Origin of the sequence: Thiorhodococcus drewsii AZ1 (assembly GCF_000224065.1) — a bacterium.
Classification (GTDB): domain Bacteria; phylum Pseudomonadota; class Gammaproteobacteria; order Chromatiales; family Chromatiaceae; genus Imhoffiella; species Imhoffiella drewsii.
In genome coordinates, this window is record NZ_AFWT01000036.1 from 1 (window position 1) to 24499 (window position 24499).

Consider the following 24499-nt stretch of genomic DNA (forward strand, 5'->3'; position numbering starts at 1 on the left):
GTTGTAGACCTGAACGTAGCGGGTGATGGTTTGCTCGAGACTCTGTGAAGAATCGAAGCGTGTGGTGGCCAGCACCTCGGCGATGCGCCCATTGAAGCGCTCGACCATGCCATTGGTCTGTGGGGTTCTGGGTTTGGTCAGGCGATGCTCGATGACGTGCTGGGCGCAGACCTGATCGAAGCGATGCTGCCCGGTCGGCGAGCGCTCGCCCGTGGCGCAGAAACGGTCGGTGAACTCTTTTCCGTTGTCGGTGAGGATCTTGGAGAGGGCGAACGGCGCCTTGGCGATCAGGCGCTCGAGAAACCCGCTGGCTGAGGCCGCCGACTTATCGTCGAGGATCTCGACGTAGACCCAGCGAGTGGCACGGTCGATCGCCGCGAAGAGGTATTTTCGGCGGTCTTCATCGGGCATCTGGGGCAGGTACTTGACGTCGACATGGACGAAGCCGGGGGCGTAGTCCTTGAAGGTCTTCACCGGTCGCTTCGCGGTGTCCGCCTCCTGCGGGATCAGGGACTTGAGGTTGGAGACCCCGTGGCGACGCAGGCACCGATCGAGTGCCGAACGCGAGGCCTCGGGGTGGATGAATTCGCGGGTAACCGCCAACAGATCGTCGAGCGGCAGCAACAGCGTTTCACGCAGGGCCACCACGAGGACTTCCTGCTCGGGCGAGAGCGTCGTTGAGAGCCGGTGTGGGCGGTGTGAGGCATCTTCGACCACCGTGCGTCGCCGCCACTTCCTCACCGTCTGGACCGAGAGGTTGTACTGGGCGGCGAGGACCTTGTTCGGCAACGTGGATGCTTGCAACTCGCGACGAACCGCTGGGGTAGTGCGGGCGTTTTTGTGCAGGCGGATTTCCATCGGCAATCAGGCTCCCAGGCTGTGGGCTGTTCCGCGAGCGATGGCTTTGTGGACCATGTGCTCTAGCACCTCGCGGGCTCGGAACAAAGGATAGCTCCGTCGAGGCAGATAATCACACGGGACGTAACATCTATGCCCACGTCGCGATGGTCCGCGATCTCCTGCGCGGCTTCGTACCGGGCGACTGGGTCCAGGGGCTGGATCTCACCACGCTCGAGCGCTGCAGTGGGAGCTATGTCACCGACGACCTGCGCGACCGCGCCGATGACCTGGTCTGGCGTCTGCGCTGGGGATCGGACTGGCTCTATCTCTATCTACTGCTGGAATTCCAGTCCACCGTCGACCCCTGGATGGCGTTACGCATTCAGACGTATATCGGGCTGCTCTACCAGGACCTCATCCGCGCCGATCAGCTGAGCGCCGCCGGGCGTCTGCCCCGGTGTTGCCGATCGTGCTCTACAATGGTGCTCAGAGTTGGAGCGCCGCCGAGACGCTCGAGCCGCTCGAGCCGCTCGAGCCGCTGATCGAGCCAGTACCGCTGGCGCTCGAGGTCTATCGTCCTCGACAAGGGTATCTGTTCCTCGACGAGCAGCGTCTCGCCAAGAGTGCCAAGCTGCCCGTGCGCAATCTCAGCACGGCGCTCTTTCAGCTCGAGGCCAGCCGCAGCTCGGAGGAGGCGATGCGCATCGTGCGCACCCTGATCGACTGGCTCAAAGAGCCCGAGCAGACCGGATTGCGCCGCGCCTTCGCCGTCTGGTTTGGCCGCATCTTCCTCCCCAAACCAGGGCAATCGCATCAAGCTTCTCTAATATTCGAGAAACCTAATATCTTGCTAATTCCTACCCATTTTGCGGCCTTCAGCCCCTTTTCGAACACGTTACAGATACGCTTCAACTGGGTACGGAGTCGCAGTCAGGGTGCCATAAGTGCAGAAGCGTGCTTTCGTTAACCGCCAAGGTGAGCAGGGAGCCTAAATTTTCAGTATTACCAACTGAAAACCGCAAAGTTATCGCTGCAAGCTATATTAGCGAATCTTGATGCGATTGCCCTGCTCCCCAAACGCCTGCCCGGGCTTGAGCTTCCACCCCTAACTGATCTGATCGAGGTCTATGACATGCTCGCCGACAACCTGGAAACCTGGACCGATCAATGGAAACGAGAGGGCCTGGAGCAAGGGCTGGAGCAAGGGCTGGAGCAAGGGCTGGAGCAAGGCCGTGAGGCAGCCCGGCATCTTCTCGTCCGGCTCGTCCGCCGTCGCTTTGGCCCCGCGATTGCCGAGCAGACGGCGCCGCTGCTTGCGCACATCACCGACCTTCAGCAACTCGAGGACCTGGGTGACCAATTGCTCCTTAGCCCAGATGGCGATACCTGGCTGCGCGCGGTGAGCATCGAGCCGTAAGTAACGCTTCAGAAACAACTGAAACAGCTCGTCTTCTAGCCCCCCTCCCCAGCGGGGAGGGGAGGAGGCCGAACCAACCTGTATCGGTTGTTACTGCACCATTCCTAAAGGTGCGGGGCGGGTTAAATACCCCGTCCCGCTGCAAGAAATCGACCGTCCATGCCGGGCGCGACCCTGGAGGCTCATCATGACGCACCTCGCCACCCTCTATCAGACCGACTATGCCCAATGGGCACAGCGCAACGCCGAGCTGCTGCGCGCGCACCGCTTCGATGAGCTTGATATCGAGCATCTGCTGGAGGAGCTGAGCGATATGAGCAAAAGCGACCGGCGCGAATTGCACAGCCGTCTGCTGGCGTTGATCGCCCATCTGCTGAAATGGCAGTACCAGTTGCCCACGCTCGCCGAACGCTGGCGCGAATTCGACGGACGTAGCTGGCGCGCCACCATCGTCGAGCAGCGCGAACAGCTCGCCGATCTGCTGCGGGAATCGCCCGGTCTGAAAGCCACACTCGCAACCGCCATCGCCGCCGCCTATCCAGGCGCGGTGCGTCTCGCGCACAAAGAAACCCGGCTGCCGGCGGATCGCTTCCCCGCCGTCTGTCCCTACAGTAGCGCCCAGATATTTGACGACGACTTCTATCCCGAGGAATAAGGAATGCTGCAATAACAACCGATACAGGTTGAGTCGGCCTTCTCCCCTCTCCCCAACCCTGGCCTGACAGAATCAGGGCTGGGAGCCCTGACTACGCAGGGATGGCCAGCCGCTGGACCGAACGATGATCAAGGCCCGGTACCGAGGCTGCGTTCGAGCCCGGAGCGCAGACTTTGCCCATCCTACAATCCTGTGGCGTCTCGGTGTATCGAGTGGTCGAGCCGCCGTTTCAACAGCCCGCGTAGGGCGGAACGCGATAGCGGTTCCGCCATTTTGCTCGGTATCATGATGGCGGATCGCCCTATCGGGCATCCGCCTACTGGCTGAGGGTTCCTTCTTGGCTTGTTTATAGCTGACTACAATCCTGTGGCGTCTCGGTGTGTCGAGTGGTCGAGCCGTCGTTTCAACAGGACACCAGCTAGATGGCGCACGGCCTGGATCAGTCCGCGCGGTTGGCGCGGATTGAAGGCGATGATCCCGTGGCGCTCGCGACGCTGGGGGGTCCAATCGCGCTTGTAGGCGTCGTCGCCCATGAGGTAGTCGATCTCGGTCACACGATCCTCCTCAATGGCATGACGCATCAGCTCCGCCGTCAACAGAGTACCGACCGAGAGCGCTCGGTAGGCCTCGTCATAGGCGAGCTTGACGATCTGCGCGCGCCCATCCTCGACCATCCAGAGCTGGGCCGCGACCGGGTGCCCCTGGATCCGGACGAGTCCGAGACGTAGCCAGCCGCGTGCCGCGGCAAGCCGACAGAGTTCGGGGATGAACTCTGGATATGGCTCTGGCTGCTTCCAACTCCTGGCATAGACGGCTTGATAGTCGGCAATGGCGGACTCCAGGGAATCGTCCAGTGCCGTCTGGACGACCAGCTCCGCATTGGCTTGACGCTCGAGCTTGCGGCGGGCGCGCCGGAGCGTGTTGCGCACCGCCGAGGGGCGCTCGGCCAAATAGTCAGCAAAGTTTGGCGTCTTGATGGTGGTATACCAGTTGCCGAAGCGAAAGTAGCGCCCCACCAGCCAGCCTGCCCGGCGCAGCGCCGTCACACTGACGGCGAAGAAGGGGCTCTGCGGACAGAGTGGCGCGAGGTCGATGACGGCCGTGGGCGACTGCCTGTCGCGGCGGATGCGGCGCAAGACGTCACGCAATCCCTGGGGATCTGGAGGGCAGCCATCGACCGGGCCAACGATGGGACTGTAGAAGGTTGCCAGGGATTCGACGCGCCACGGCGACGCCGCCAAGCGCATCAACGGCAAATGACAGGCGTGCGGTTGCTCCCGTGGACCCACGGGCAGATTCAGCACCTGGGTATGGCGCGGCAGCGCCGTGCGCTTGAGCAAGGCCAGCCAGTCGGCAGTCAGATGTGGATCGGTCATCGGTCCGCCCTCCCCACCCGCTGAACGCTCATCGCCCCCTTAGAGGCTATCTGACATTGCAATCGCCCGAGCTGTAGGGGCGAATTCATTCGCCCTCCCGCCAGTGCCAAGGGCGACTAAAGTCGCCCCTACGAGGTTTGTCAGACGGCCTCCCAGCACCTCCGACGCAACGGTCGAGCAGCGCGGCCAGTTGGCGGCTACGGGCGCGACGGCTGGCTGCGGCGATGGCCGCCTCGGCCGGAAGGCGCACCTGGGAAGGCTCGGCGACGAAACGGCTGAGCAGATTGGCGATGGCGGCAGCGTCATCGAGTGGGGCGATGGCATCGCCGCCAACAGCCCGCAACGCCTGGGCGGTGTCGCCGGCCGGATCGGTAAGCGCGACGATGGGGCGCCGGCACACCAGGTATTCGTAAAATTTCGCTGGGATCTGCATATTGCAGTTGGCGGCTTGCAGCAACAGCAGGGCATCGGCGGCGGCCATTTCAGCAACGGCTTCGGCATGCCCGATAGGCGGCAGGACTTGGACATTGGCGCTCACGCCTTGGGCTTCAGCCAGGGCCTGCAGCAGGTCGCCGTGCATGGGCGCGCGGAAGCGCAGGACGAGATGCGCCAACCGCTCCGAACACTGCTCTTTGAGATGTCCGAGCGCTTGCATGAGCTGGGTCGGATCGCGCTCGCTCGGGTAAACGATGCCGCTGTGCAGCAGGGTGAGCTTGCCCGGATTGAGCCGATGCTCAGTCCGCTCGGTCGGGAGGGCATCCTCGCAATAACCGTTCTCAATGAGACAGATGCGCTCGCTGACCTCTGGATAACGGTCCTGGTAGAAGCGCACCGCCGAGGGCGTGGTGAAGGTGCTGAAGGCAGCGTGTCGAATGGCTGCACGCTCGACCGCGAGAAAACTGCGCCATTGACGCGGATCCGGCGGGTAACCCTCGTGCGCCATGGGGTCGCGGAAATCGGCGATCCAAGGCAGCCCGCTGAGCCGCGCGAGCGTCCGTCCGATTCGGTGCGCCGTCGCGATGGGATAGGTCGACCAGATGGCATCCGCCGAGTGCCTGCGCAGCAGCGCTAAACCGGCGAGCACGGCCCCAGGCCACCAGGATGCCCAGCGGTCCGGCAGGGCCAGCAGGCGCGGATAGCGTCCGGCGAGCGCGAAGTGCCGCGCGGCATCCCAGGCCGGCGCGTGCACGACCTGAATACCCGAGGGGATGGGCATCTTGCCGCGGCAGGCGTCTGCGCCATGGGCGCGAGGATGGACGCTGAGGACGAGCGGCTTCCAGCCGTGATCCGGAAGATGCTGCGCAAAGCGCAGGCTGCGCTGAAGCCCGCTCCCGCTCGTCAGCGGCGGGAAGTGATAGGCAATCATGAGGAGACGCTTCATCTTTGGGCTGGGCGTCTAGACGAGCACTTCCTGCGGCAGCGGATGGCTCAAGAACCCTGTCGGACTCGCTGTCAGCCCATAGGCCCCGGACTGCAAGATACCGATGAGGTCGCCGACGCGGGCGTGGCCAAGCGGCATGTCGACGGCCAGCCTGTCCAAGGGGGTGCAGAGCGGACCGACCACCGTGGCCGGGGTTTCAGGCTCGGACGAGATCACGCGATTGGCCACCACGACCGGATAGTTCTTACGGATGACCTGGCCGAGGTTCCCCGATGCCGCGAGGTGATGGTGCAGCCCGCCGTCCGTGATGAGAAAGCACTGACCGCGCGAGACCTTGCGCTCGAGGACACGGCAGAGATAGAGGCCTGCCTCGCCCACGATATAGCGACCGAGCTCGATAATGAGCTGCGTCTCCCGCAAGGCCGGAGGCATCGGCATCATGGACTGAGCGAGTCGAGCGCCGACCTCCGCAAGGTCGAGCGGTCGATCACCAGGGAAGTAGGGGATACCGAAGCCCCCCCCTAGGTTGAGCGAATGCAGTGGCCCCGGCACATGCTCGGCCAGTCGTCCGGCGAGCGCCAGGGTATGCTGCTGGGCCTCGGCGATGGCAACGGCACTCAGATTTTGCGAGCCGGCGAAGACGTGCAGCCCCCGGAAGTCCAGTACCTCCCCATCCAGACGCGATAGCAAGATCGGCAGACGCTCGGCGTCGATGCCGAAGGGGCTTGCTCCGCCTCCCATTCGCATCCCGGAGGACTTGAGTTCGAAATCCGGATTGACACGAATCGCCACCCGCGGCCGGAGACCGAACCGGGCGCCGACCTGGGCGACAGCAGCGAGCTGGGACTCGGACTCGACGCTGATCTGCACGCCGGCCGCGACGGCCTGCTCGAGTTCCTCGCGTCGCTTACCCGGACCCGCGAAGCTGATCCGCTGGGCCGCCATCCCCGCTTCCAGCGCTAAGGTCAGCTCACCGCCGGATGCCACATCGAAGCCGTCGACGCAGCCGGCCAGGTGCCGCAGAACAGCCGGCATCGGATTCGCCTTAACGGCATAGTGCAGGTGCAGCCCTGCGGGGAGCGCTTGTCGCAATGTTGCAATGCGCTCGCTCATGACAGCACGGTCATAGACATAGAGCGGCGTGCTGCCGACGCGTTCGACCAGCGCGCCAACCCGCTCGCCGCCGACGACGAGCTGATTGGCTTGGACGGCAAAGGCCAGGGGGAAAGGATGCATTTGGCCGCTCAATCGCGCGGGTCCTCGATCAGACGCGGCAACTGAGCACGCAGCTGCGCACGGTCGATCTTGCCGTTGGGACTGCGCGGCAGCGGCCGCAAACGGCAGAGGATGCGCGAAGGAACCATGTAGGCCGGCAGTCTCTCGCGACAGATACCGAGCAATTGCTCGACGATGCCAGGCACTTCGGTCGAGAGGCTGACGACCAAGACCACGACTTGCCCAAGAACCGGGTGCGGCTCCGCAACGGCAGCCGCTTCGGCTACCAGACCGGTGGCGTAGACGACGGACTCCACTTCAGTTGGACTGACTCGGTAGCCCGAGGTCTTGATCATGGCGTCGCGTCGCTCGACGAAGTAGAGATAACCCTCTTCATCGCGTTTGACCATGTCACCCGACCAGACGGCGACCTCAGAAAGGGGCAACTCGCCCGACTGGTTGGGCGCCGGCCTGAAGTGCTCTGCCGTCGCCTGCGGGTCGTTCCAGTAGCCAAGCGCCACGAGCGCCCCCCGGTGCACCAGCTCGCCGATCTCTCCGGGATCACAGGGCGTGCCGTCCGGCCGGACCACCGAAACCTCGGCATTGGGGATCGCCTTGCCGATGGAGCCCGCACGGCGGTCGATCTCCTCCGGCGGCAAGTAGGTTGAGCGAAAGGCCTCTGTGAGACCGTACATCAAGAACGGCCGCACAGGCTGCAGCTTGGCGCGCAATGCCGCCAAGGCGCGCTGAGGCATGACTCCGCCGGAGCTGGTGATGTAGCGCAGGTGCGTCTGGACGGAACTCGGCCACTCGAGTTCGGCGAGCTGAATCCAAAGCGACGGCACGGCGGCGATGCCAGTGACCTGATCGCTCACGGCCGCTCGGATGACGTCGCGAGGAAAGAGGTAGCTCATGAGCACGGCACAGGCACCAACGCGGAAGGCCGTGGTGAGCTGACTGAGGCCATAGTCGAAGCTCAAGGGCAGCACGCAGAGGATTCGGTCTCTTGCATCGTTATCGAGATAGTCGCAGACGCTCTGTGCACCCGCAACCAGATTGCGGTGAGAGAGGACGACGCCCTTGGGCAGCCCGGTACTGCCGGAGGTATATAGGATGGCTGCGGGGTCCGTGTCGATGACCCGATGCGGAGAAACGGCCTGCGTCTCGACATCATCACCCAAGTGCCATGCGATGCACGGCGGACCGCACTCATTATCGCTCTTCTGGGCTTCGCCCACGACGATCACGGCAGCTAAGTCTAGATCCTGCAGGCTGGACCGCAGAGCGGTTAGGCGCGGACCCGTGGTCACCAGGATGGACGCACCACAGTTCTTCAGGATATGCACGACCTGCTCTGCTTTGAGCACCGGATTGATCGGCACGAAGACGCCGCCAGCCGCGGCAACCCCGAAGAGGCTGACGACGGCCTCCGGCGATTTATCGAGGTAGACGCCGACGCGATCGCCACGCCGCAAACCGAGCCCGACTAAACGTGCCGCTGCCGCGCTGATCTCAGCCGCCAAACGCTGGTAGGAATAGTCTCGGCCGCGGAAACGCAGCGCCGGTGCATCTGGACTGCGCTCAGCGGCGAGCAGGATGCTATGGTGGATCAAGGCGTCGATCACGATCTGCAAACACCGGCTTCGATGGCGGAATGAAGCCACTGACAGCGGCAGGGAAAACGATGCTGCGCTTGTCCATGCGACCATCTCGCATTACGGCTCCAAGTTTGCATCATGCTACCCGGATTCTTTCATTTGTGGGCTGTGCCCCAGCGTGCGTTCCTATTAATGAGCATTATCGACCAAGTCAAATTGATCACGATCAACATCCTACAGCTCGGAGAGCGTGGCCGCGACCTCGATGCCAGCTCACCCTTGCTCGGCGCAATTCCTGAGTTGGACTCCATGGCGGTGCTGAATATCATCACCAGCCTCGAGAGTCACTTCGGTCTCTCGATCCCCGACGACGACATCAGTGCCAAGGATTTCGAGACGCTCGGCAGCATCGCAGCACTCGTGGAGCGAATTCATGGATAATGATCAGCTGATCGACATGGAGCCCTTCTTCCTAGAGGATGGCCCGGGCCCACTCTTCTGCATGCGGCTCGGTCCGCGGCAGGGCCGTCCGCGCGCCCAGATCCTCTATCTGCACCCCTTCGCGGAAGAGATGAACAAGTCACGCCGCATGGCGGCGCTCCAGGCTCGACAACTCGCGGCCAAGGGCTACGAGGTCCTGCAAGTGGACCTGACGGGCTGCGGCGACAGCTGGGGCGACTTTGGCGACGCGACCTGGCAGCGTTGGCAGGCAGATGGGATGCTGGCCGCCGACTGGCTGCGCCGACGCGCGCCGAGCGTCCCTTTGGTGCTTTGGGGTCTTCGGCTTGGTGCCTCCTTGGCGGTCGAGATTGGCGAGAACCGGTCCGATGTCGCCGCCCTCTTGCTCTGGCAGCCGGTGACTGACGGTGATCTCTTTCTCAACCAGTTCCTGCGCCTCAAGCAGATGAGCGATATGCTCAGCGAGCGCTCGAGCCGGGCGAGCGTGAAATCCTATCGAGCACAGCTGCTTGAGGGACAGCCGGTCGAGGTCGGCGGCTATCTGCTGTCACCCGAGCTGGCGCTCGGGATCGCCAATCTGCAGCTTAAGGCAGCGAAACCGCGCAAAGCCGTCTGGATTGAACTCATTTCTTCCCCGGATCTCACCGCCAGCGCGGCGAGCCTGGAGACCATCGACCACTGGCGGGGCTGCGGATGCAATGTCGATCTGGAGTCTGTATCTGGCGAGCCCTTTTGGTCAACTCAGGAGATCAGCACCTGCCCGGAACTCATTGAGAAAAACTCTTCCATTATCAAGCGCTTGGCGCAATGATCAGGATGGCGATTGTACGCGTCCCAAGCTGGAACTGACACCATACCTTTACCTACATCTATGCGCCCGGCTCGTGTGCGTCTATGTCCGGAGCCTTCCATCTTCGACTTCTAGGTCCAATCTAGCGACGGAGTTCCGGCTTCGTCATCCGCGAGACGAGGCTCTGCTGCGCGCTTTGATCAGCGCCAAGCGTGATGCCAGAGCGCGAAGCGTTCGGTCTCGTGAAGCAGAGCTTCACCGCTGAGGTCACGAACCTGGAGCTTCGCGACCAGGGAAGCTCCGACTGCATCATCCGCAAGAATATGACACGACTTATGCTACCGATCGTTCCCATGCCCTACGTTGTCGCATAAGACCGTGACGTGCGCCGAGTAGGGAATAACCGATCTGTCCAAGCATGCCCTTGGGAACGAATCGGTGACTCAACCCAATAATAGGAGACAGAGGCTACCGCCACCGATAGAACAAGCCCAGTGAGAAACCGTAGGGCATCAGAATCGATGCCCATGGGCGAGACAATCCTCCAATAAATGGCAACATGCCAAATATACAGGGAATAGCTGATCTTGCCCAGCCAGACGAGAGGCGCGTATGACAGCGCCTTGCGCAATCGGCCAGAATCTTGGCCGAACAGAATGCCGTTCATGGCGATAGCCACGCCCAGGCTTTGCAGCACCAACCCGAAACCATCGCCCGCATGTACTGTCGGGCTAACTACAATTGGCGCCAGGATCAAGGCAATACCAACGCCGATGATTAGAAAACCAAATCGATTAATCTGTGAAAGCCATGTCGGTATTGTGCTTAGCGTAAGCAGTGTCAGAACGACACCGATCAGAATCGACGCTATGCGCGTATCACTGCGAATGTAAACATGTTCCGCAGTCAAAAACAAAGAATCCTTGTTCTGCGCGAACTGCACTAGACCAATTTGCCAGAACGCCGCGAACACAGTAATCAATAGAGTGACAAGAAAACCTCTCCGCCCGAAGCCAAAAAAATAAAGAAGCCAAGGGAAAAATAGGTAAAAGTGCTCTTCGACAGCCAGCGACCATAAATGACCGAACCAGCGGCTTTGATGGATATCAAATAGATGAACCGCATAGTTGTACTGGTAGATCAAAGCCGCAAAGTATTGAACTCCGTCAACCGGAGATCCAACACAAACATCAAACACCATCATCGCCAGCAGATAAGCTAACAATGCCGGCATTAAGCGAAAAATACGCCGGAGATAGAAGCCAATAATTTCCCGGCCACCCAGATGACCGGTAGTCTGACGAAAGATAACTCGCGTAATAATAAATCCACTAATAACAAAAAATATTGTCACTCCCAAATCACCGGGTACTCGATGAGAGTAATTAAAATGAGAGACCAAAACAATGAGAACCGCAACCGCCCGCAAACCGTCGAGATATGGGATATAAACAGCACTGCCGCTTCCTGAACCAAGTGGACGATCAATATCAAAAACAGCCATTAGCTACTCCATATATAGCCATCGGAAGTGATGCTCGCACTGACCCTTTGCTCGACTTTGGCCATTTTTCCTGGCCGGTAGCGACTTTAAGATCGGTGACTTACAAGGTGCTAAAGAATTAGGGAGGGGTCAAGTTCTGGCGCTCGGGCTTCCCGATCCTCTCTAATTTTCCGGTCGCATGATATTTCAGGCAGTTAGCGCCCTGGGAGACTGACAATATGGCCAAAGTCGAGCCTTTGATTTGAGCCTTGTATTTCCGTGCCACAACCGAAAGGGCTTATATGGATATCACCCAGGATGGCAGGGCTGTGAAGGTCACGAAAAGTGTAGGCGCGTAACCGCTTGAGTTACCTGCTGCGCGCTGCCTCGAATCCGGTGCTGACCACCGGCGCACGGCCTGGCGACCTGCGTAAAATACTGATTATAAAAGTTGTATTTTCGCACCTTCAAAGCCCTGCACTCAGGATGGCTATACTTATGATCATAGCTTTACCAACAAATTGGACCGGTTAGCCCGCTCAAGCACTTACAGCGCCGGTTTCCGAACCCGCGAACCGAGCAATCGTTGGCGCCCAGGAGTTGGATCAAGGGCTTGCAGCGCCGAGCACGAATCATACAAGCAGATGTGGGTAAAGGTATGACTTATGATACCTACTCACATGGCCTGCTGACACTATTCAGTCGCAGCTCCGAACGAAGGCAGACACCCGCTCCCGCTCAGCTGCCCGTAGTCGATCGGGCCAAGGTCTGCCCGCGCGCTGCGTGGATGGCCACAGAAATCGACTTCCTCGCCTCCGCCGTCGACATACCTTGCCGCGCCACGGATCTGCTCATCGTGCCGCAGCCGCAAATCGCCGACAATGGCCCCTTGGTACCAATACCCAGAGCCGCAATGGCCCATGATTCGCGCGAGCAGACTGCAGTCCGAAGCAATCAGATTGCCCGACGCTGCCTGTGATCCCCCATTGCGGTTGCGAATGCTGCCATCCATGACATTGTCCTGGATGACAGCGGAGCTACCGGGGAAGCGGATATCGATTCCCCAGTTGGCGATCAAAAGATTGCGATAGACCTGGGTCTCCGCCGCTCGATTCAGGTAGATACCCACATCCGACGGACAACGGGCAATGATGTTGTTGCGAATGATGCCTTGCCGATGCTCGGTCTCGCAGCTCTGATGGCGACAAAATCGCTTCCCTGTCCCGCCACCTCCAAGTGACAGGCCAATCCGGACGTCGCCCGCTGACGGGATCTTCCACTGACAGACGAACAGGTTGCGCTCGAAGACGCCGCCTCTTGAGTTGCCTTTCATGAAGGCACCATAGCTCACGCGGTTGCCCTTCGCCTTGGAGAAATCCGCAATGAAGTTGGCGCTGACGACCCAGCCGTTGGCCGCATTGATATTCAACGGCGTCACGGGATTAGACGCATCCCATTACACAGAACTCTGAGTGTACGATAGCGAACTATTTTTTCTGAGACATGTTGGAGCGCACGATGGGCTGGGCGTCGGAAGAATTGGCCTCGATTGATCTGGGCGACACGCGCCGCAACCGGCGCGCGATTCAGTTGATCGAGCGCTTGGCTGAGCATCCGACGGCGAGTATTCCGGGGGCCTGCAACGGCTGGTCGGAGACGCAGGCGGCCTATCGATTGCTCGGCAGTGAAACCTACGACTGGCTCGACATCCTTGAGCCGCATCGTCAGTGCACGCAGACGCGCATGGCGGCCCATCCGGTGGTGCTGTGTCTGCAGGACACCACGGAGCTGGACTTCAACGGCCAGACGATCAAAGGACTTGGTCCCTTGAGCTATGAGGCCCAGCGCGGGATGTATCTGCACCCAACCTACGCGGTGACGCCCGAGCGCGAACCGTTGGGTGTGCTGGATGCCTGGATGTGGGCGCGCGAGCCGAAAGACGCCGACGGCCAGCGTCCGGGAGCCCCCGAGAGTCTGCGCTGGAAAGAAGGCTGTGAACGGGTCGCGGACCTGGCCGGAGAGTTGCCCGACACCCGCCTGGTCTATGTGGCGGATCGTGAGGCCGACATGCTGGAGCTGATGGTGCGCGCCCGTGATTTGGGCACCCCGGCCGATTGGCTGTTGCGCGCTAAGCATAACCGCGCGTTGCCCGGTGGCGAGGGCAAGAAGCTGTGGGGGAGTGTGCTGGAGAGCGAACCGCTCGGGGAGGTGCGCTTCAACCTGCCGCCAGGACGCGGGCGCACCGCCCGAACGGTGCATCAGGAACTCTATGCCCAGCGGGTGAGCCTTTCGGATCGGCGCCAAGGTTTCCTTGAGGTCACCTGTGTGATCGCCCGTGAAGTGGACGCGCCCAAGGGCGTCAAACCGATTGAATGGCGTCTGTTGACCAACCGCAGCGCCGAGACGCTCGAGGCCGCTGTCGAACTGATCGAATGGTATCGGGCGCGCTGGGAAATCGAGCTGCTGTTCTTGGTCCTCAAGGAAGCCTGTCGTGTCGAGGCCCTGCAACTGGGCACTGTCGAGCGCCTGCAGCGCGCCTTCGCGCTGTTTCTGGTGGTGGGATGGCGCATCGCCCGACTGATGCGCCTGGGGCGCACCGTGCCAGACCTGGATGCCTCGCTGCTGTTCGAACCCGAGGAGTGGCAAGCGGCCTACATCTTGGCCAAAAAGCCCGTGCCCAAGCAGTCTCCACGACTCAACGAGGTGCTGCGCTTGATCGCCCGTCAGGGCGGATTTCTCGGACGCAAGGGCGATGGCGAGCCTGGTGTGAAGACCATTTGGCTCGGACTGCAGCGCATCAGAGACGTGGCAGCCGGGATCAAATACGCCAAAGAATCTCATGACTTATGAAGATGTGTGTAATGAGATGGATTAGACGTCTCTCGGGGACGCGAATTGATGAGCGTATTGTTCTGGACGAGTCCGAGATCCGGGTAGAGGCTGCGCTCGGCAACCTCGATGCCATTGACCTTGAGTGCGGCATTGAAGTCCAGCAGGCGGTTGTTTCGAATCGTCGTCCCAACAGCGGCTCCAACGACATGGAAGGCGTGTTCACAGCGGTCATCGTTCTGGCAGACGCCCCGAATCGTCAAGTTCTCGAACACCCAGTAGGACTGATCGACCAGAAACCCCTCGAGCGTCTCGAGTTCGAGGGTGACATCACCGATCTGCCGTGCCCTGAGATAGATCGGTCGTTTTGGAGTGCCGCCGGAGCCAAGCGCGATACCGCGACCGGAGAGCCGGTAGGTGCCCGGCAGGATCTCGATGACGTCTCCAGCCTTCGCGCCGCGCAGAGCCGACAAGATAGCGGCTTCATCGCCGGCTTGAACGGTTGCCGGGAGGAGTGTCGCGGTCGATTCTCGCGGCCGGCTCTGCAATGGCTCACCCGCCGGACCGTAATCTTGCTCCAAGAATCCGCCCGTGATGACTCCCTGTCGCGGCCAGTCTTCCGGGCCGGGAAAGCTCGGCAGATCGATCGGCCCGGGTGGTCGATATCGGTCAATGAGGCCAACCTCGCGCAGCACCTGAGCAAGCCCCTGGGTCACCTCCGGGTATCTGGTGTGAGCCCGCTCGTAGAGGGCTCGGGCGATCGACCAGGAGACAGCCGAGTCGTTCAGCACGGGAAGCGCCGCCAGGCCAATGAGCAAGCCGGCATGCACGAGGAGACCGCACATCAGGAAATAGCGATACAACAACGTCTTCATCACGGCTCGGCTCCCCGCAGCGCACCTCGGGAGGCCAAGTCTAAGAAGCTTTCATAGGGCAGCGCTGGATAAGACGCCATACCCGCCGCGTCACGACTCTCGAAGCGAAGATTCCCGTCGTCGTAGCCAGTCGGCTCGCGGGCAATGAAGGTGTTGGCGCTGATATCCAGCGAAACCGGCTGATCACCCAAGTGCAGGAACCGATTCGACCCGGCGCGCTCGAGGATGATGAGGTTGTGCTTCAGCGTGAGGCGATGATCCGTTCGGTTCGCCGCACCACCCTCGAGCCCAAAGCCGATTGCCGTGCTGTTGACGGTCTGCGGACCCTGCTCGAGCAGACTGTTCTCGATCAGGAGGGTTCCGCCATTCGAGGCATCGATCAAGCGACTATCGTTTCCGGTTAGGGAGGCGATGACACTCCGCGCAATGGTGGTCGCGCTCGCGCGCGTCTTGATCTCATGCCCCTGGTCCTTGGAGGCAAGGAAGAGGCTATTCTCGATCAACAACCGCCCACCGCCCATGTAGATCGCATGAGCCCTGCCTGCCTTGCCCAACCGCTCGAACCGGCTGTTGCGGATGTGCACCAAACCGGGCTTGCCCCCGGTGAGCAGTCCCTGCTGGGAATCATGGAAGTAGACGTGATCGAGCAAGAGGCCGGTGCCTTCCAGACGGATACAGGCCCCATTGCCGTCGCGGACGCTCACATGACGGCATTCCAGATTGCGGACCTCGACGCCATTGCCGCGAATCAGCATCAACCCCTTGTCCTTCGCGGCTGCGCGCTCCAGAACGACCTCGCCATGACCGACGATCCTGACGAAGTCCGGATCGATGATCAGCGACGTCTGGTAGGTACCCGGACCGATGTCGAGCTGATCGCATGCCTTGAGGTGCGGCAACGCCTCGGCCAGGGATTGAAACGTCTGCGGACCGATGCGTGCCGTATTGGGCTGCGGGGCGAGCGGCCCGGCCGGCACCGGGTCCCAAGCAGGTAAGATGGGCTGGACGTCGTTCCAGGTCAAGGTGTTCAGGGGACTCTCACGAGCCGTGGCGGCGCTCAAGTATACTGTTAGCTCACGAGCGATGAGGGCTCCCAAGACCAGGTGTGCAAATAGGCCCACTGCGACAAAGTAATAGCGGAGGCTGCGCTTTAGCCATTTCCACACTTGGCCAGACCCTCGGACAATGAACTTGCGGTCAATTCTAGCGCAGCCCAGTGCGCGTTGAGACATCAGGCTTACTGACCGGATGCCTGGACCGAGAAGAGGCGTAAGACCGGACATAGCGCCATCGATCACCTAAGGCGCATGGCTGGAGGCCGCCCCGGAGCATGAAACGCTGACCGCCTTGATTGTCCAAGAGCTGGGCGGGGACCGCTCCCACCGGTCTCGAGGAATGCCCGGCGCCGCTGCGGGCTCGCCGATCAGTCCAAACTGGTGTCGTCTCTGTGTACTTGAGTTATCATTGGCTGCGACTGAGGCGTGCGTTGGTGAAGCGATCTAGGGATTCTCCTGCGCGCAGTCATCAACAAGTCAGGGAGATCTGTGCCTCCAAAGCGCTCCGAGCATCGAGCCGCCGCAGGTTGTAAGCGCATGAGCGCCACGGCTTCGCGCGGCTGAAGCCGCACCTACAAGGCGCAGCCACACGTTTTTTATGCCATTGGCTTTCGAGCCTGCACACAAGCTTAGACAGTGCCCATCAATTGTTTGCCGATGCAAGCCATGCCGCCCGAAATTCCCCCTAGCTCCCCCTTTGCAAGCGGGGGAAGTTGTTGATGAACACCCCCTAGTAAAGATGGAGAAATGTCCGAGCTGCAGCAGCTTCAACGTCCGCAAGTCCAAGCGCCATCTGGAGCGGCGCGGACCCGGAGTACATCTCTTCAGGGCGCTGTTTCGCTGCCGCGATTGTGGCAGAAGCTTCGAGGCCGCCGATACTCTGAAGATTCAGCTTACGGTCCTCACGATCGGCATGGTGGCGGTCACTGGCATGGTATCGGCTTGGCTGACCCTGGCTCAGCCCGGTGCCCGCGAGCCAGCAGAATTCGGCGGCGCATCAGAACTACCACTGACAAGCGACTCGGACCGTCGTATCCGCGACGCCAAGGAATCGCAGGATGATTCCCCTGGATCTCGCGCCAAGGCGGAAACGGAAGCGCAGCTGCGTGAAGGCCTGAGTCTCGTCCGCCAAGGCTGGGCGGATGAGAATCAGGAAACCTTGGCAATGGGCGTCTCCTTGATTCGGTCGGCCGCCGACCAACAACTCGTCGATGCCCAGCTACTGCTCGGCTCCCTGCATGAGAAAGGGCGCGGAATGCTTCAGGACTATCCGGCTGCGGCCCAATGGTACGAGCGCGCCGCCCGCCAAGGCGATGCCACCGGCATGGCGCGGCTCGGCAGGATGTATCTGGTGGGCCGCGGCGTCGAAAAGGACCCCGTCGACGCCTACGTCTGGCTGAATCTGGCGGCAGCGCGCGGCAATCAGGATGCAGAGTCGGACAGGGATCGTGTGCGCAAGGTGTTGACGCCATCGGAACTCGCACAGGCGCAGGAACAGGCGCGCCGACGCCATCAAAGCCTGCCGCTCGCGACGCAGCCATCCCGTGAGCCCCCACACGGCTGGTAGTCAAACGCGCCTCAGGAGTTCCCACGAAACGACAGTGCGCAGGACCTCAGCCGATCCGCGCCTGGAAGCTCGCGAACATCAGCAGACTCCAGATGACCGGGCTGAAGTCTCGCATCCCTGATTCGTGCTGGTCCAGAATCCAGCGGAGTTTGGAGCGCTCGAAAAGTCGGCTGTCGAGCATCGCCGAGGACAGCACCAAGCGCCTCGCCTTGCTCCGCAATGGTCCTCTGAGCCAGGCGGCCAGTGGTATCGAGAACCCCTGCTTTCGACGATAGAGGATCTCGGCATCGAGATCCCTGTGCATGGCCTGCTTGAAGATCGCCTTGCCTTCGCCACCCTGCAGCAACATTCGCGGCGGGATACCGCCCACCCACTCGAGCAGCTTGTGATCCAGGATAGGCACGCGCACCTCAAGACTGTGCGCCATGCTCGCCCGATCCACCTTGGTGAGAATATCGCCTGCGAGGTAGGTCTTGAGATCGAGGTACCTTGCCCGCGACAGGGGGTGGGCGGGAGCGCGGTCCGCATGCCGCCTCAGCACGTCCACCGCGCGATAGCCTTGCAAGTCGCACTTGAGCTGGTCGCTCAGCAAGGAATGGCGGAGTTGATCTGGCAAGATGGCCACGCTCTCGAAATAGCCTTCGGTCGAGTCCTTCGACAGGGCTTGAAACGTGGATCGCGCCCGCAAAATACGCGGTGCCCAGTCGGCTTTCGGATAGAGTCTCGCGGCCAGCCCAAAGAGCGGCGAGCGTGCCCAAAGCGGCAGCAGCGCCCTGCCCCGTTCCTCATAGAGATGCCAACGATGGCGACGATATCCCGCGAAGCTCTCGTCACCGCCGTCACCCGATAAGCAGACCGTGACTTGCTGTCGAGCCAGCTCACAGACTCGGTAAGTCGGCATTGCTGAACTGTCCGCGAAGGGCTCGTCATACATGGGGCCGAGAAGGTCGATCAGCTCGAAATCGTCTGGGCTCACCACCTTCTCGTGATGATGCGTGCCGTATCTGACTGCTGTGCGCTGCGCGAAGGCCCGCTCGTCGAAGCGAGGATCAGTCGAGCCAATGGCACAGGTGTTGACCGGATGCTCGGAGATCTGCGCCATCATCGCCACAACCGCGCTCGAGTCGACACCACCCGACAAGAAGGCCCCTAGGGGCACTTCAGCGATCAAGCGGATTCGAACGGCCTCCATCAGACGCTCACGCAACTCGGCCGCAATGGCCTCCGGCGACCCGGAATGCACCTCGTCAAAATGAATGTCCCAATATTCGACGGGTGCCGATAACTCGCGCTGTCCGCGCCGCGCCAACACGTAGTGTCCAGCCGGGACCTTCTTGACCGCCGCGAAGATGCTGCGCGGATCCGCTACATAGCCGAAGGCGAAGAACTCTTCAACGGCACAGGGATCGAGTTCGCGGGAGAGTTCCGGGCACACCAGCAGAGACTTGATCTCCGAGCCGAACAACAAGCGACCATCGGCCAACATGGCATAATGCAGCGGTTTGATGCCAAGCCGATCGCGGGCGAGAAACAGGAGTTGTTGGCGACGATCCCAGAGCGCGATGGCAAACATGCCGCGAAACCTGGACAGACAGGCCTCGCCCCACTCTTCCCAAGCGTGGACGATGACTTCGGTGTCGCAGCGTGTCTTGAAGACATGACCCGCAGCTGTTAGCTCGCTCATGAGCTCGACGAAGTTGTAGATCTCACCGTTGTAGACGACCACGACCGAGCCGTCTTCGTTGTAAAGCGGTTGAGCACCGCCCTCGACGTCGATGATCGCAAGCCGACGGTGCGCCAATCCCACGCCCGGCTCGACATGATGTCCTGATCCGTCCGGACCGCGGTGCTCGAGCGCTGAACTCATTCGCGTCAGCAGAGCTTCGTCGATCCGGCTCGCCTGAAATTGATCAAAGATCCCGCTAATTCCACACATGCTCAAACGGACCTGTCAAAACGAACCCTCTAATCTGCCTCATCGGGCAGGACTCCTTGGTCGTGCGAGCGGGCGCTGGGAAGCTTTCCAGCGGCCCATCCAATCGGGCAGTATGAGGTCTCACCTCGGGGACCTACCATGTGCCTTTTCACAAACGGAAAGGCGACACGGTGTAGGTGTACCCCATGCCTCGGGCCGGTATTTCTGCCAAGCTCCTCGGGGCACGTCCGGTTCTACATCCTATAGGCTTCACTTTGTCGCGCAGGAACATGCATACGCCGCTCCACGTCTGTCACATCATCTACCGTCTGGATTTCGGCGGCCTGGAAAAGCTGCTCGTCGAGATGATCAATCGCATTCCAGAGAATGCACTGCAGCATACGATCATCGTCTTGACCGAATCAACGAGCATCGCAACGCTCATCGACAAGCCAACGCCCATTCACTGCTTGAATAAGTCACGCGGCCAAGACCTCTCTATCTTCCCACAACTCTTCCAGCTGCTGCGACGCATCAAGCCGCAAGTCGTGCACACCTATAATCTCGCGACGCTGGAATGTCAGTGCGTCGCCCGCCTCGCCAATGTGAGAACCCGCATCCACGCCGAGCATGGTCGGGATGCCTCTGATCCAGCGGGCACCAATCGCAAGCATCGGCTGTTGCGGAGACTCGTGGATCCCTGCGTATCCCACTATGTCGGCGTCTCTCGCGACATCGCCGATTGGCTGACGACATACATCGGTCTCTCTCCGTCCAAAGTGAGCGTCATTCGCAATGGCGTCGACACCGCAACCTATCGGCCGGGTCAGGCGCAAAAGCGCTCAGACTTCCGATTCCTCAACGTGGCCCGCCTCGACCCGGTCAAGGATCAGAACACACTCATCAAGGCCTGCCGCATCCTTGCCGCCAAGCACGCGAACTTCCGACTCACCATTGCCGGTGACGGTCCAGCACGCAGTGCCTTGACGAAACAGGTTGACGATGACCGCCTTCAAGATCGGGTCCACTTCGCGGGTCAGGTCGCGAGTCCACTAGAGCTGTATCAGAGCCATGACGTGTTCGTGCTCTCGTCCATCGCCGAGGGCACGCCCATGACGGTCCTCGAGGCGATGGCCTGCGGGCTGCCGGTGATCGCGACCCAGGTCGGAGGCATTCCGGCGCTCGTCACCCCAGGGCACAGCGGTTATCTCGTCCCCGCGCGGGATCCGGTACGGCTCGCGGCCGAGATGGAGCAGTACCTGCTCGCCCCCGACAGCGCACTCGCACACGGACGCCATGCGCGAGCAACGGCCCTCGAGCATCTCGATGCGCACCAAGCCGACCAGGCTTATCTGCAGCTCTACCAGGGATACCGAGACCTTGCTTGACTCGGCTCCTGACTGAGCACCGCCTGAAGATCTTGCGCAAATCGCCTTGCCGAATCACGCGCAGCCGAAACGTCGATATCGACCTCCACGGCAATGATCCATGCGGACTCGTTCAGCCGACGACCGGACGCGAGTGTCCAGGCTTCGAGTAGTTTCGCCTTGGCAGCGCTCGCTGTCTCTCGCCCATTGATCCGATACCAAGACCAGACCAAGAGGCTCTGGCTGTACGACTCCAAGCGCGACTCGATGACCTCGAGATCCGTCGTCTCCGGCAGCGCGACGACTGCGGGTTTCTGCTCCACCACCCGCCAGGCGGAGTCCTTTTCGGGCGCCAAGCGATTCTCCGAGTTGATCAGTTCTCCGCTTCCCGACAGATAGGGTATCCAGTAGAGGACGACCCGATCTGTGCCCAGGGTATAGACACGGCTCATGATCGCCGTGGGCCGCTGAAAGACAGGATTCCAATCTGTGTCTTCCTTGGCGTCCCCGCCCTGCCGCCAGGCCGCAACCTGCGGTGGAAAGGCGAAGTCAGCGAGTGCAGAGGCCGGCACCTTACGCGCAGACAACTCGGAGCCGAGCCACGGGAAACCAATCAAGATCAAGGCCCCGAAGGCAATGATCAGGCCATCTCTCTTGACGGACGACGACAAGAGCGGTCCCGCCGGACGCATCGCCTCGCTTCGAGAGGCTCCCCCCGTGTCACCCCTCTCGACCCAAAGGTAACCAATAGACACCATACAGAGGATGACGAAACCGAAGAAGACCCAGCCGTAGATCAGGTGATCCACGCCCACCGCGAGCTTCATGCCGCTAAAATGTGCGATCAGAACGATCAAATAGGCACGCAGCCCATTGGCTAGGATCGGGAAGACAATGGACAGAGCGATGAAGGCGAGGCGGCGCCAGATCGACTGATAGAGCACATAGGCGATCAAGACACCGAGAAACACCGAGGCGATCAAGTATCGGATGCCGCTACAGGCGCGAACGACCGACCAGTCCCCACTTGGGATGCTGAAGAAGGTTCCCTCAGAGTAGACGGGGAAGCCCGACACACGCAACAATGACACGGTGACGGACGCCGTGAGATCCATCAAGGGACCAACCAGCCAATCACCGAAGGGGACGGCGAAGAAGAGGAAGCCCAGAGGGAAGGCGAGCGCGAGCAGCGCCCGAATACCCAGCACAAGCCACACAAGCATCGGCACCATGGCCACGGCGGCGAATTGCTCAATGACCAGCACATCCGTAAGTCTGGCAAGGAGCCAGCCGAGGCCGAGCAAGAGCACAAGGGGCAGCGCCCGCCAGTCGGAACGATAACAAACACGAGCGAGCCTGTGCCGCTGATGCCAGATCAGGACGCCGACGATCGGCAGTACCAAGAACCCGTGGGTAAAGGTGTCGGAGCGATACCAAATGCCGACGATGCTGACGAAGGTCGGCCATAGAGCCGCCAGCAAGAGGGCGAGCATCAGCAGCAGAACGACGATGTGCAAGCGGCGTGTCACTCAGGCGTCTCGTGCTAGCCGAGGCTGCGCGAAATGAAGGGTCCCAGTAAGCGGCTAACGGGGACCGGGAGCCGCTTCCACAGACCGATGAGCAGGCGGTACTTGGGATTCATGGGGCTGAGATCGGGCAAGGTGCTCGCTTGACAGAGCTGGACCTCGTAGCTGAGCTGCACCGGCTCGAAGCCCCAGTTGCGCTTGAAGTCATAGGAACCGGTGTCGCGCTTGCTCCGACCGAAGTCGAAGACCCGCACGCCGCGCTCGGCCGCCCGCCGCATCAGCTCCCAATACATGAAGTCATTGGCCTTGAGTGCGCGCGCCGCCTGGCCTCCACCGCCATAGTAGGGCAGCACCTCATCACGGAAATAAAAGCTGAGGACACCCGCCACCGGACGGCCATCATGCTCGACGACCAGGCACTCACAGGCTTCGGCGAACACCTCCTTCAGCGTACGGAAATAGCGGTGCGAAAAAACGGGCGTACCTAGATTGCGAACGCTCTCCGCGTAGAGCCGATGGACCCTATCCACCTCCTCGTCGATTCGGCTGACCAGGCCAGCCGCAATCCCCTTGCGCACCATGGCGCGCTGCTTGCGGGGTATTGCGCTCAAGTTCGTCTCCTCGTCCGGATCGATCTGCTTGCGGAAGGTGACATAGAGGTCCTTGGCGGGCCAATCGCGATGGCATGGCTCGCGATAGCGCAGCTCCAGGTAATCGACGCGGAGCACTGCGGCCAGGCGCCGAGCCTCCGCGTCAAGGGCCTCAGCGATCTCGGGCGAATCGGCTAGGCTCCCGCCATAGACACAGAAGGGGGTCGATACCAGCTGTGCGCCGAACAGCCGACTCTTCAAGTGCCCAAGCGGCAGCACACCAATGACGGAACCGTCTTCCGCCTCGGCGAAGAGAAAATGCGTCCTGTGACCAAAGGCCTGCTCCAGTACCTTCTTCCAGCCGGAGAGATGGAAGAAGGTGCCATGCGGATGCGCCTGCACGAAGGCGTCCCAGCGTGCAGCCTCGTCAGTCGTGCACAGGGTGTGAATCTTAGGCAACTGAAGCCTTCGGCAGGAGGGCAGCTGAGGTGCGGGCTTGGGTGGCTCTGTCCGGTGAGTGACCGAAGATTGCTTCAGCGAAGACATCATCCATACGGCTCCAGGCAAAATCCTCAGTCAAGCGACTCAGGCGTGCGAAACACTTGTCGAGGTTGAGATAGTGACGGAAACGACTGCGCGGCGGGAGACCGCTCACTCGAGGCTGATCGGGGTCGATCTCCCAGGGATGGAAGTAGAAGACGGCCGGCGATTGGTCGATGTGATTCAGGCGCCGAATCGCCCAGCGTGACAGGACGTAGGGAAACAGCCTGAAGTAGCCGCCGCCGCCTGCTGGAAGGCGCCGGACTCCTAGCTGAATCGTCGCAATGGGGATCTCGACCAAGGAGGCTTCCGGACCCAAGGGCGCAAAAGGAAAACGCGGCGCTAGAGGATCCCCGTAGTGATCATGGCTGATCGGATAGAGACTGGAGCTGTAGCGATAGCCTTCCTCCTGGAGGATGCCATGCGCCCAGGGAGTCGCCGAACTCATCGAATAACTGGGAGCGCGGTAGCCCGTCACTGGCTGCCCCGTGAGATCTTCGAGCATCCGCTTAGTGCGCGCCACGTCCGCGCGAAATTCGTCCGGAGTCGAGTCTGTAACACGCTTATGCCCGTAGCCGTGGCTGGCGACCTCATGGCCTTGCTCACTGAGGCGCCGCACGAGCGATGGATGCCGCTCGGCGATCCAGCCCAAGACGAAGAAGGTCGCCGTGATGCGGCGCTCGGCGAGAAGAGCGAGGACACGCTCGACATTCGCTTCGACCCGCCGCGGCAGCCGCTCCCAGTCCTCCCGGCGCACATGGCGCTCGAATGCGGATACTTGGAAGTAGTCCTCGACGTCGATCGTCAAAGCATTGTGCACTTGCATCCTCACTGCCTCTCCACTCAGTGTCTCCATCGGGCGTTGGTGAAAACGCCGGCCATTGCGACGGCATTAACTTGTAGGGTGGAACGCGCAGCGGTTCCACCGTCGGCGTTGCGGTTATCGGGCATTGATCATCGGGGCGTCCAGCCTCGTGCATCCTTCTGTCAAAGCGACGTGGGAGCGACGCCCCGCCGCGAT

The 24499-nt window shown here is 61.2% G+C and carries 22 protein-coding genes; 9 read left to right on the top strand and 13 right to left on the bottom strand.

Annotated features, from left to right (window positions below; all coding sequences use genetic code 11):
- Positions 1-858 (bottom strand): IS481 family transposase (locus THIDRDRAFT_RS18410; RefSeq protein ID WP_007042417.1); only part of this gene is annotated, 858 nt, incomplete at its 3' end.
- A 146-nt stretch (positions 859-1004) separates the two neighbouring features.
- Between THIDRDRAFT_RS18410 and THIDRDRAFT_RS26875 the strand changes: the two genes are divergently transcribed.
- The 4 genes from THIDRDRAFT_RS26875 to THIDRDRAFT_RS18425 all read left to right on the top strand — a co-directional run bounded on the left by THIDRDRAFT_RS26875 (position 1005) and on the right by THIDRDRAFT_RS18425 (position 2912).
- The gene (locus tag THIDRDRAFT_RS26875) at positions 1005-1382 is read left to right on the top strand and encodes an Rpn family recombination-promoting nuclease/putative transposase (RefSeq protein ID WP_050984771.1); all 378 of its coding nucleotides are present in this window, start codon (positions 1005-1007) and stop codon (positions 1380-1382) included.
- The gene (locus THIDRDRAFT_RS26880; protein ID WP_245535890.1) at positions 1301-1807 is read left to right on the top strand and encodes a hypothetical protein; all 507 of its coding nucleotides are present in this window, start codon (positions 1301-1303) and stop codon (positions 1805-1807) included. The genes THIDRDRAFT_RS26875 and THIDRDRAFT_RS26880 overlap by 82 nt, the downstream gene beginning before the upstream one ends.
- A 165-nt stretch (positions 1808-1972) precedes the next feature.
- Positions 1973-2257 carry an RpnC/YadD family protein gene (locus tag THIDRDRAFT_RS24845; RefSeq protein ID WP_007042419.1) on the top strand — a complete coding sequence of 95 codons (285 nt, stop codon included), beginning with the start codon at positions 1973-1975 and terminating at the stop codon, positions 2255-2257.
- A gap of 187 nt (positions 2258-2444) precedes the next feature.
- Positions 2445-2912, top strand: coding sequence for a DUF29 domain-containing protein (locus THIDRDRAFT_RS18425; protein WP_007042420.1), 468 nt, complete (start codon positions 2445-2447; stop codon positions 2910-2912).
- A gap of 356 nt (positions 2913-3268) precedes the next feature.
- On the opposite strand, the gene THIDRDRAFT_RS18430 is transcribed toward THIDRDRAFT_RS18425, so the two are convergent.
- The 4 genes from THIDRDRAFT_RS18430 to THIDRDRAFT_RS18445 form a co-directional block, all read right to left on the bottom strand.
- Positions 3269-4288 (bottom strand): GNAT family N-acetyltransferase, encoded by a 1020-nt coding sequence (locus THIDRDRAFT_RS18430; protein ID WP_007042421.1) that lies wholly within the window; start codon positions 4286-4288, stop codon positions 3269-3271.
- An 85-nt stretch (positions 4289-4373) separates the two neighbouring features.
- A complete protein-coding gene (locus tag THIDRDRAFT_RS18435; protein WP_007042422.1) occupies positions 4374-5669 on the bottom strand; it encodes a glycosyltransferase family protein in 1296 nt (431 codons plus the stop codon).
- Between the two features lie 15 nt (positions 5670-5684).
- Positions 5685-6905, bottom strand: a complete 1221-nt coding sequence (locus THIDRDRAFT_RS18440; protein ID WP_007042423.1) for a pyridoxal-dependent decarboxylase, exosortase A system-associated — start codon at positions 6903-6905, stop codon at positions 5685-5687.
- Between the two features lie 8 nt (positions 6906-6913).
- Positions 6914-8506, bottom strand: coding sequence for an acyl-CoA ligase (AMP-forming), exosortase A system-associated (locus tag THIDRDRAFT_RS18445; RefSeq protein ID WP_040845397.1), 1593 nt, complete (start codon positions 8504-8506; stop codon positions 6914-6916).
- A 168-nt stretch (positions 8507-8674) separates the two neighbouring features.
- Here THIDRDRAFT_RS18445 and THIDRDRAFT_RS18450 point away from each other — a divergent pair, with 168 nt between their 5' ends.
- Positions 8675-8923 (top strand): phosphopantetheine-binding protein, encoded by a 249-nt coding sequence (locus THIDRDRAFT_RS18450; RefSeq protein ID WP_040845384.1) that lies wholly within the window; start codon positions 8675-8677, stop codon positions 8921-8923.
- A complete protein-coding gene (locus THIDRDRAFT_RS18455; protein ID WP_007042426.1) occupies positions 8916-9752 on the top strand; it encodes a hydrolase 2, exosortase A system-associated in 837 nt (278 codons plus the stop codon). Before THIDRDRAFT_RS18450 ends, THIDRDRAFT_RS18455 begins: the two co-directional genes overlap by 8 nt.
- Positions 9753-10089: 337 nt before the next feature.
- On the opposite strand, the gene THIDRDRAFT_RS18460 is transcribed toward THIDRDRAFT_RS18455, so the two are convergent.
- The gene (locus tag THIDRDRAFT_RS18460; protein ID WP_007042428.1) at positions 10090-11235 is read right to left on the bottom strand and encodes an acyltransferase family protein; all 1146 of its coding nucleotides are present in this window, start codon (positions 11233-11235) and stop codon (positions 10090-10092) included.
- Between the two features lie 673 nt (positions 11236-11908).
- Entirely contained in the window at positions 11909-12565 is a 657-nt protein-coding gene (locus THIDRDRAFT_RS18465) for a hypothetical protein (protein ID WP_139058806.1), read from the bottom strand.
- A gap of 167 nt (positions 12566-12732) precedes the next feature.
- Between THIDRDRAFT_RS18465 and THIDRDRAFT_RS18470 the strand changes: the two genes are divergently transcribed.
- On the top strand, positions 12733-14064 hold the full coding sequence (locus THIDRDRAFT_RS18470; protein WP_007042430.1) for an IS4 family transposase: 1332 nt from the start codon (positions 12733-12735) through the stop codon (positions 14062-14064).
- Here THIDRDRAFT_RS18470 and THIDRDRAFT_RS24060 read toward each other — a convergent pair.
- Complete coding sequence (locus THIDRDRAFT_RS24060; RefSeq protein WP_007042431.1) at positions 14052-14918, bottom strand: right-handed parallel beta-helix repeat-containing protein; 867 nt, start codon at positions 14916-14918, stop codon at positions 14052-14054. The two genes, THIDRDRAFT_RS18470 and THIDRDRAFT_RS24060, sit on opposite strands and share 13 nt — an antisense overlap.
- Positions 14918-15979, bottom strand: a complete 1062-nt coding sequence (locus THIDRDRAFT_RS18480) for a right-handed parallel beta-helix repeat-containing protein (RefSeq protein WP_139058807.1) — start codon at positions 15977-15979, stop codon at positions 14918-14920. Before THIDRDRAFT_RS18480 ends, THIDRDRAFT_RS24060 begins: the two co-directional genes overlap by 1 nt.
- Positions 15980-16670: 691 nt before the next feature.
- Here THIDRDRAFT_RS18480 and THIDRDRAFT_RS24065 point away from each other — a divergent pair.
- The gene (locus tag THIDRDRAFT_RS24065; RefSeq protein WP_216725655.1) at positions 16671-17540 is read left to right on the top strand and encodes a tetratricopeptide repeat protein; all 870 of its coding nucleotides are present in this window, start codon (positions 16671-16673) and stop codon (positions 17538-17540) included.
- A gap of 46 nt (positions 17541-17586) precedes the next feature.
- Here the strand turns inward: THIDRDRAFT_RS24065 and THIDRDRAFT_RS18490 are convergent, their stop codons facing one another.
- A complete protein-coding gene (locus THIDRDRAFT_RS18490) occupies positions 17587-19476 on the bottom strand; it encodes an XrtA/PEP-CTERM system amidotransferase (protein ID WP_007042434.1) in 1890 nt (629 codons plus the stop codon).
- Positions 19477-19745: 269 nt separating this feature from the next.
- On the opposite strand from THIDRDRAFT_RS18490, the gene THIDRDRAFT_RS18495 reads away from it, so the two are divergent.
- Positions 19746-20843: a glycosyltransferase gene (locus tag THIDRDRAFT_RS18495; protein ID WP_007042435.1), complete on the top strand. Its 1098-nt coding sequence runs from the start codon at positions 19746-19748 to the stop codon at positions 20841-20843.
- Here THIDRDRAFT_RS18495 and xrtA read toward each other — a convergent pair.
- The 3 genes from xrtA to THIDRDRAFT_RS18510 are packed head-to-tail and all read right to left on the bottom strand — an operon-like array spanning position 20816 to position 24304.
- Positions 20816-22351 carry an exosortase A gene (xrtA, locus tag THIDRDRAFT_RS24070; RefSeq protein ID WP_007042436.1) on the bottom strand — a complete coding sequence of 512 codons (1536 nt, stop codon included), beginning with the start codon at positions 22349-22351 and terminating at the stop codon, positions 20816-20818. The two genes, THIDRDRAFT_RS18495 and xrtA, sit on opposite strands and share 28 nt — an antisense overlap.
- A gap of 14 nt (positions 22352-22365) precedes the next feature.
- Complete coding sequence (locus THIDRDRAFT_RS18505; protein ID WP_083827523.1) at positions 22366-23484, bottom strand: FemAB family XrtA/PEP-CTERM system-associated protein; 1119 nt, start codon at positions 23482-23484, stop codon at positions 22366-22368.
- Complete coding sequence (locus THIDRDRAFT_RS18510) at positions 23390-24304, bottom strand: XrtA system polysaccharide deacetylase (protein ID WP_007042438.1); 915 nt, start codon at positions 24302-24304, stop codon at positions 23390-23392. Before THIDRDRAFT_RS18510 ends, THIDRDRAFT_RS18505 begins: the two co-directional genes overlap by 95 nt.
- Between the last annotated feature and the right edge of the window lie 195 nt (positions 24305-24499).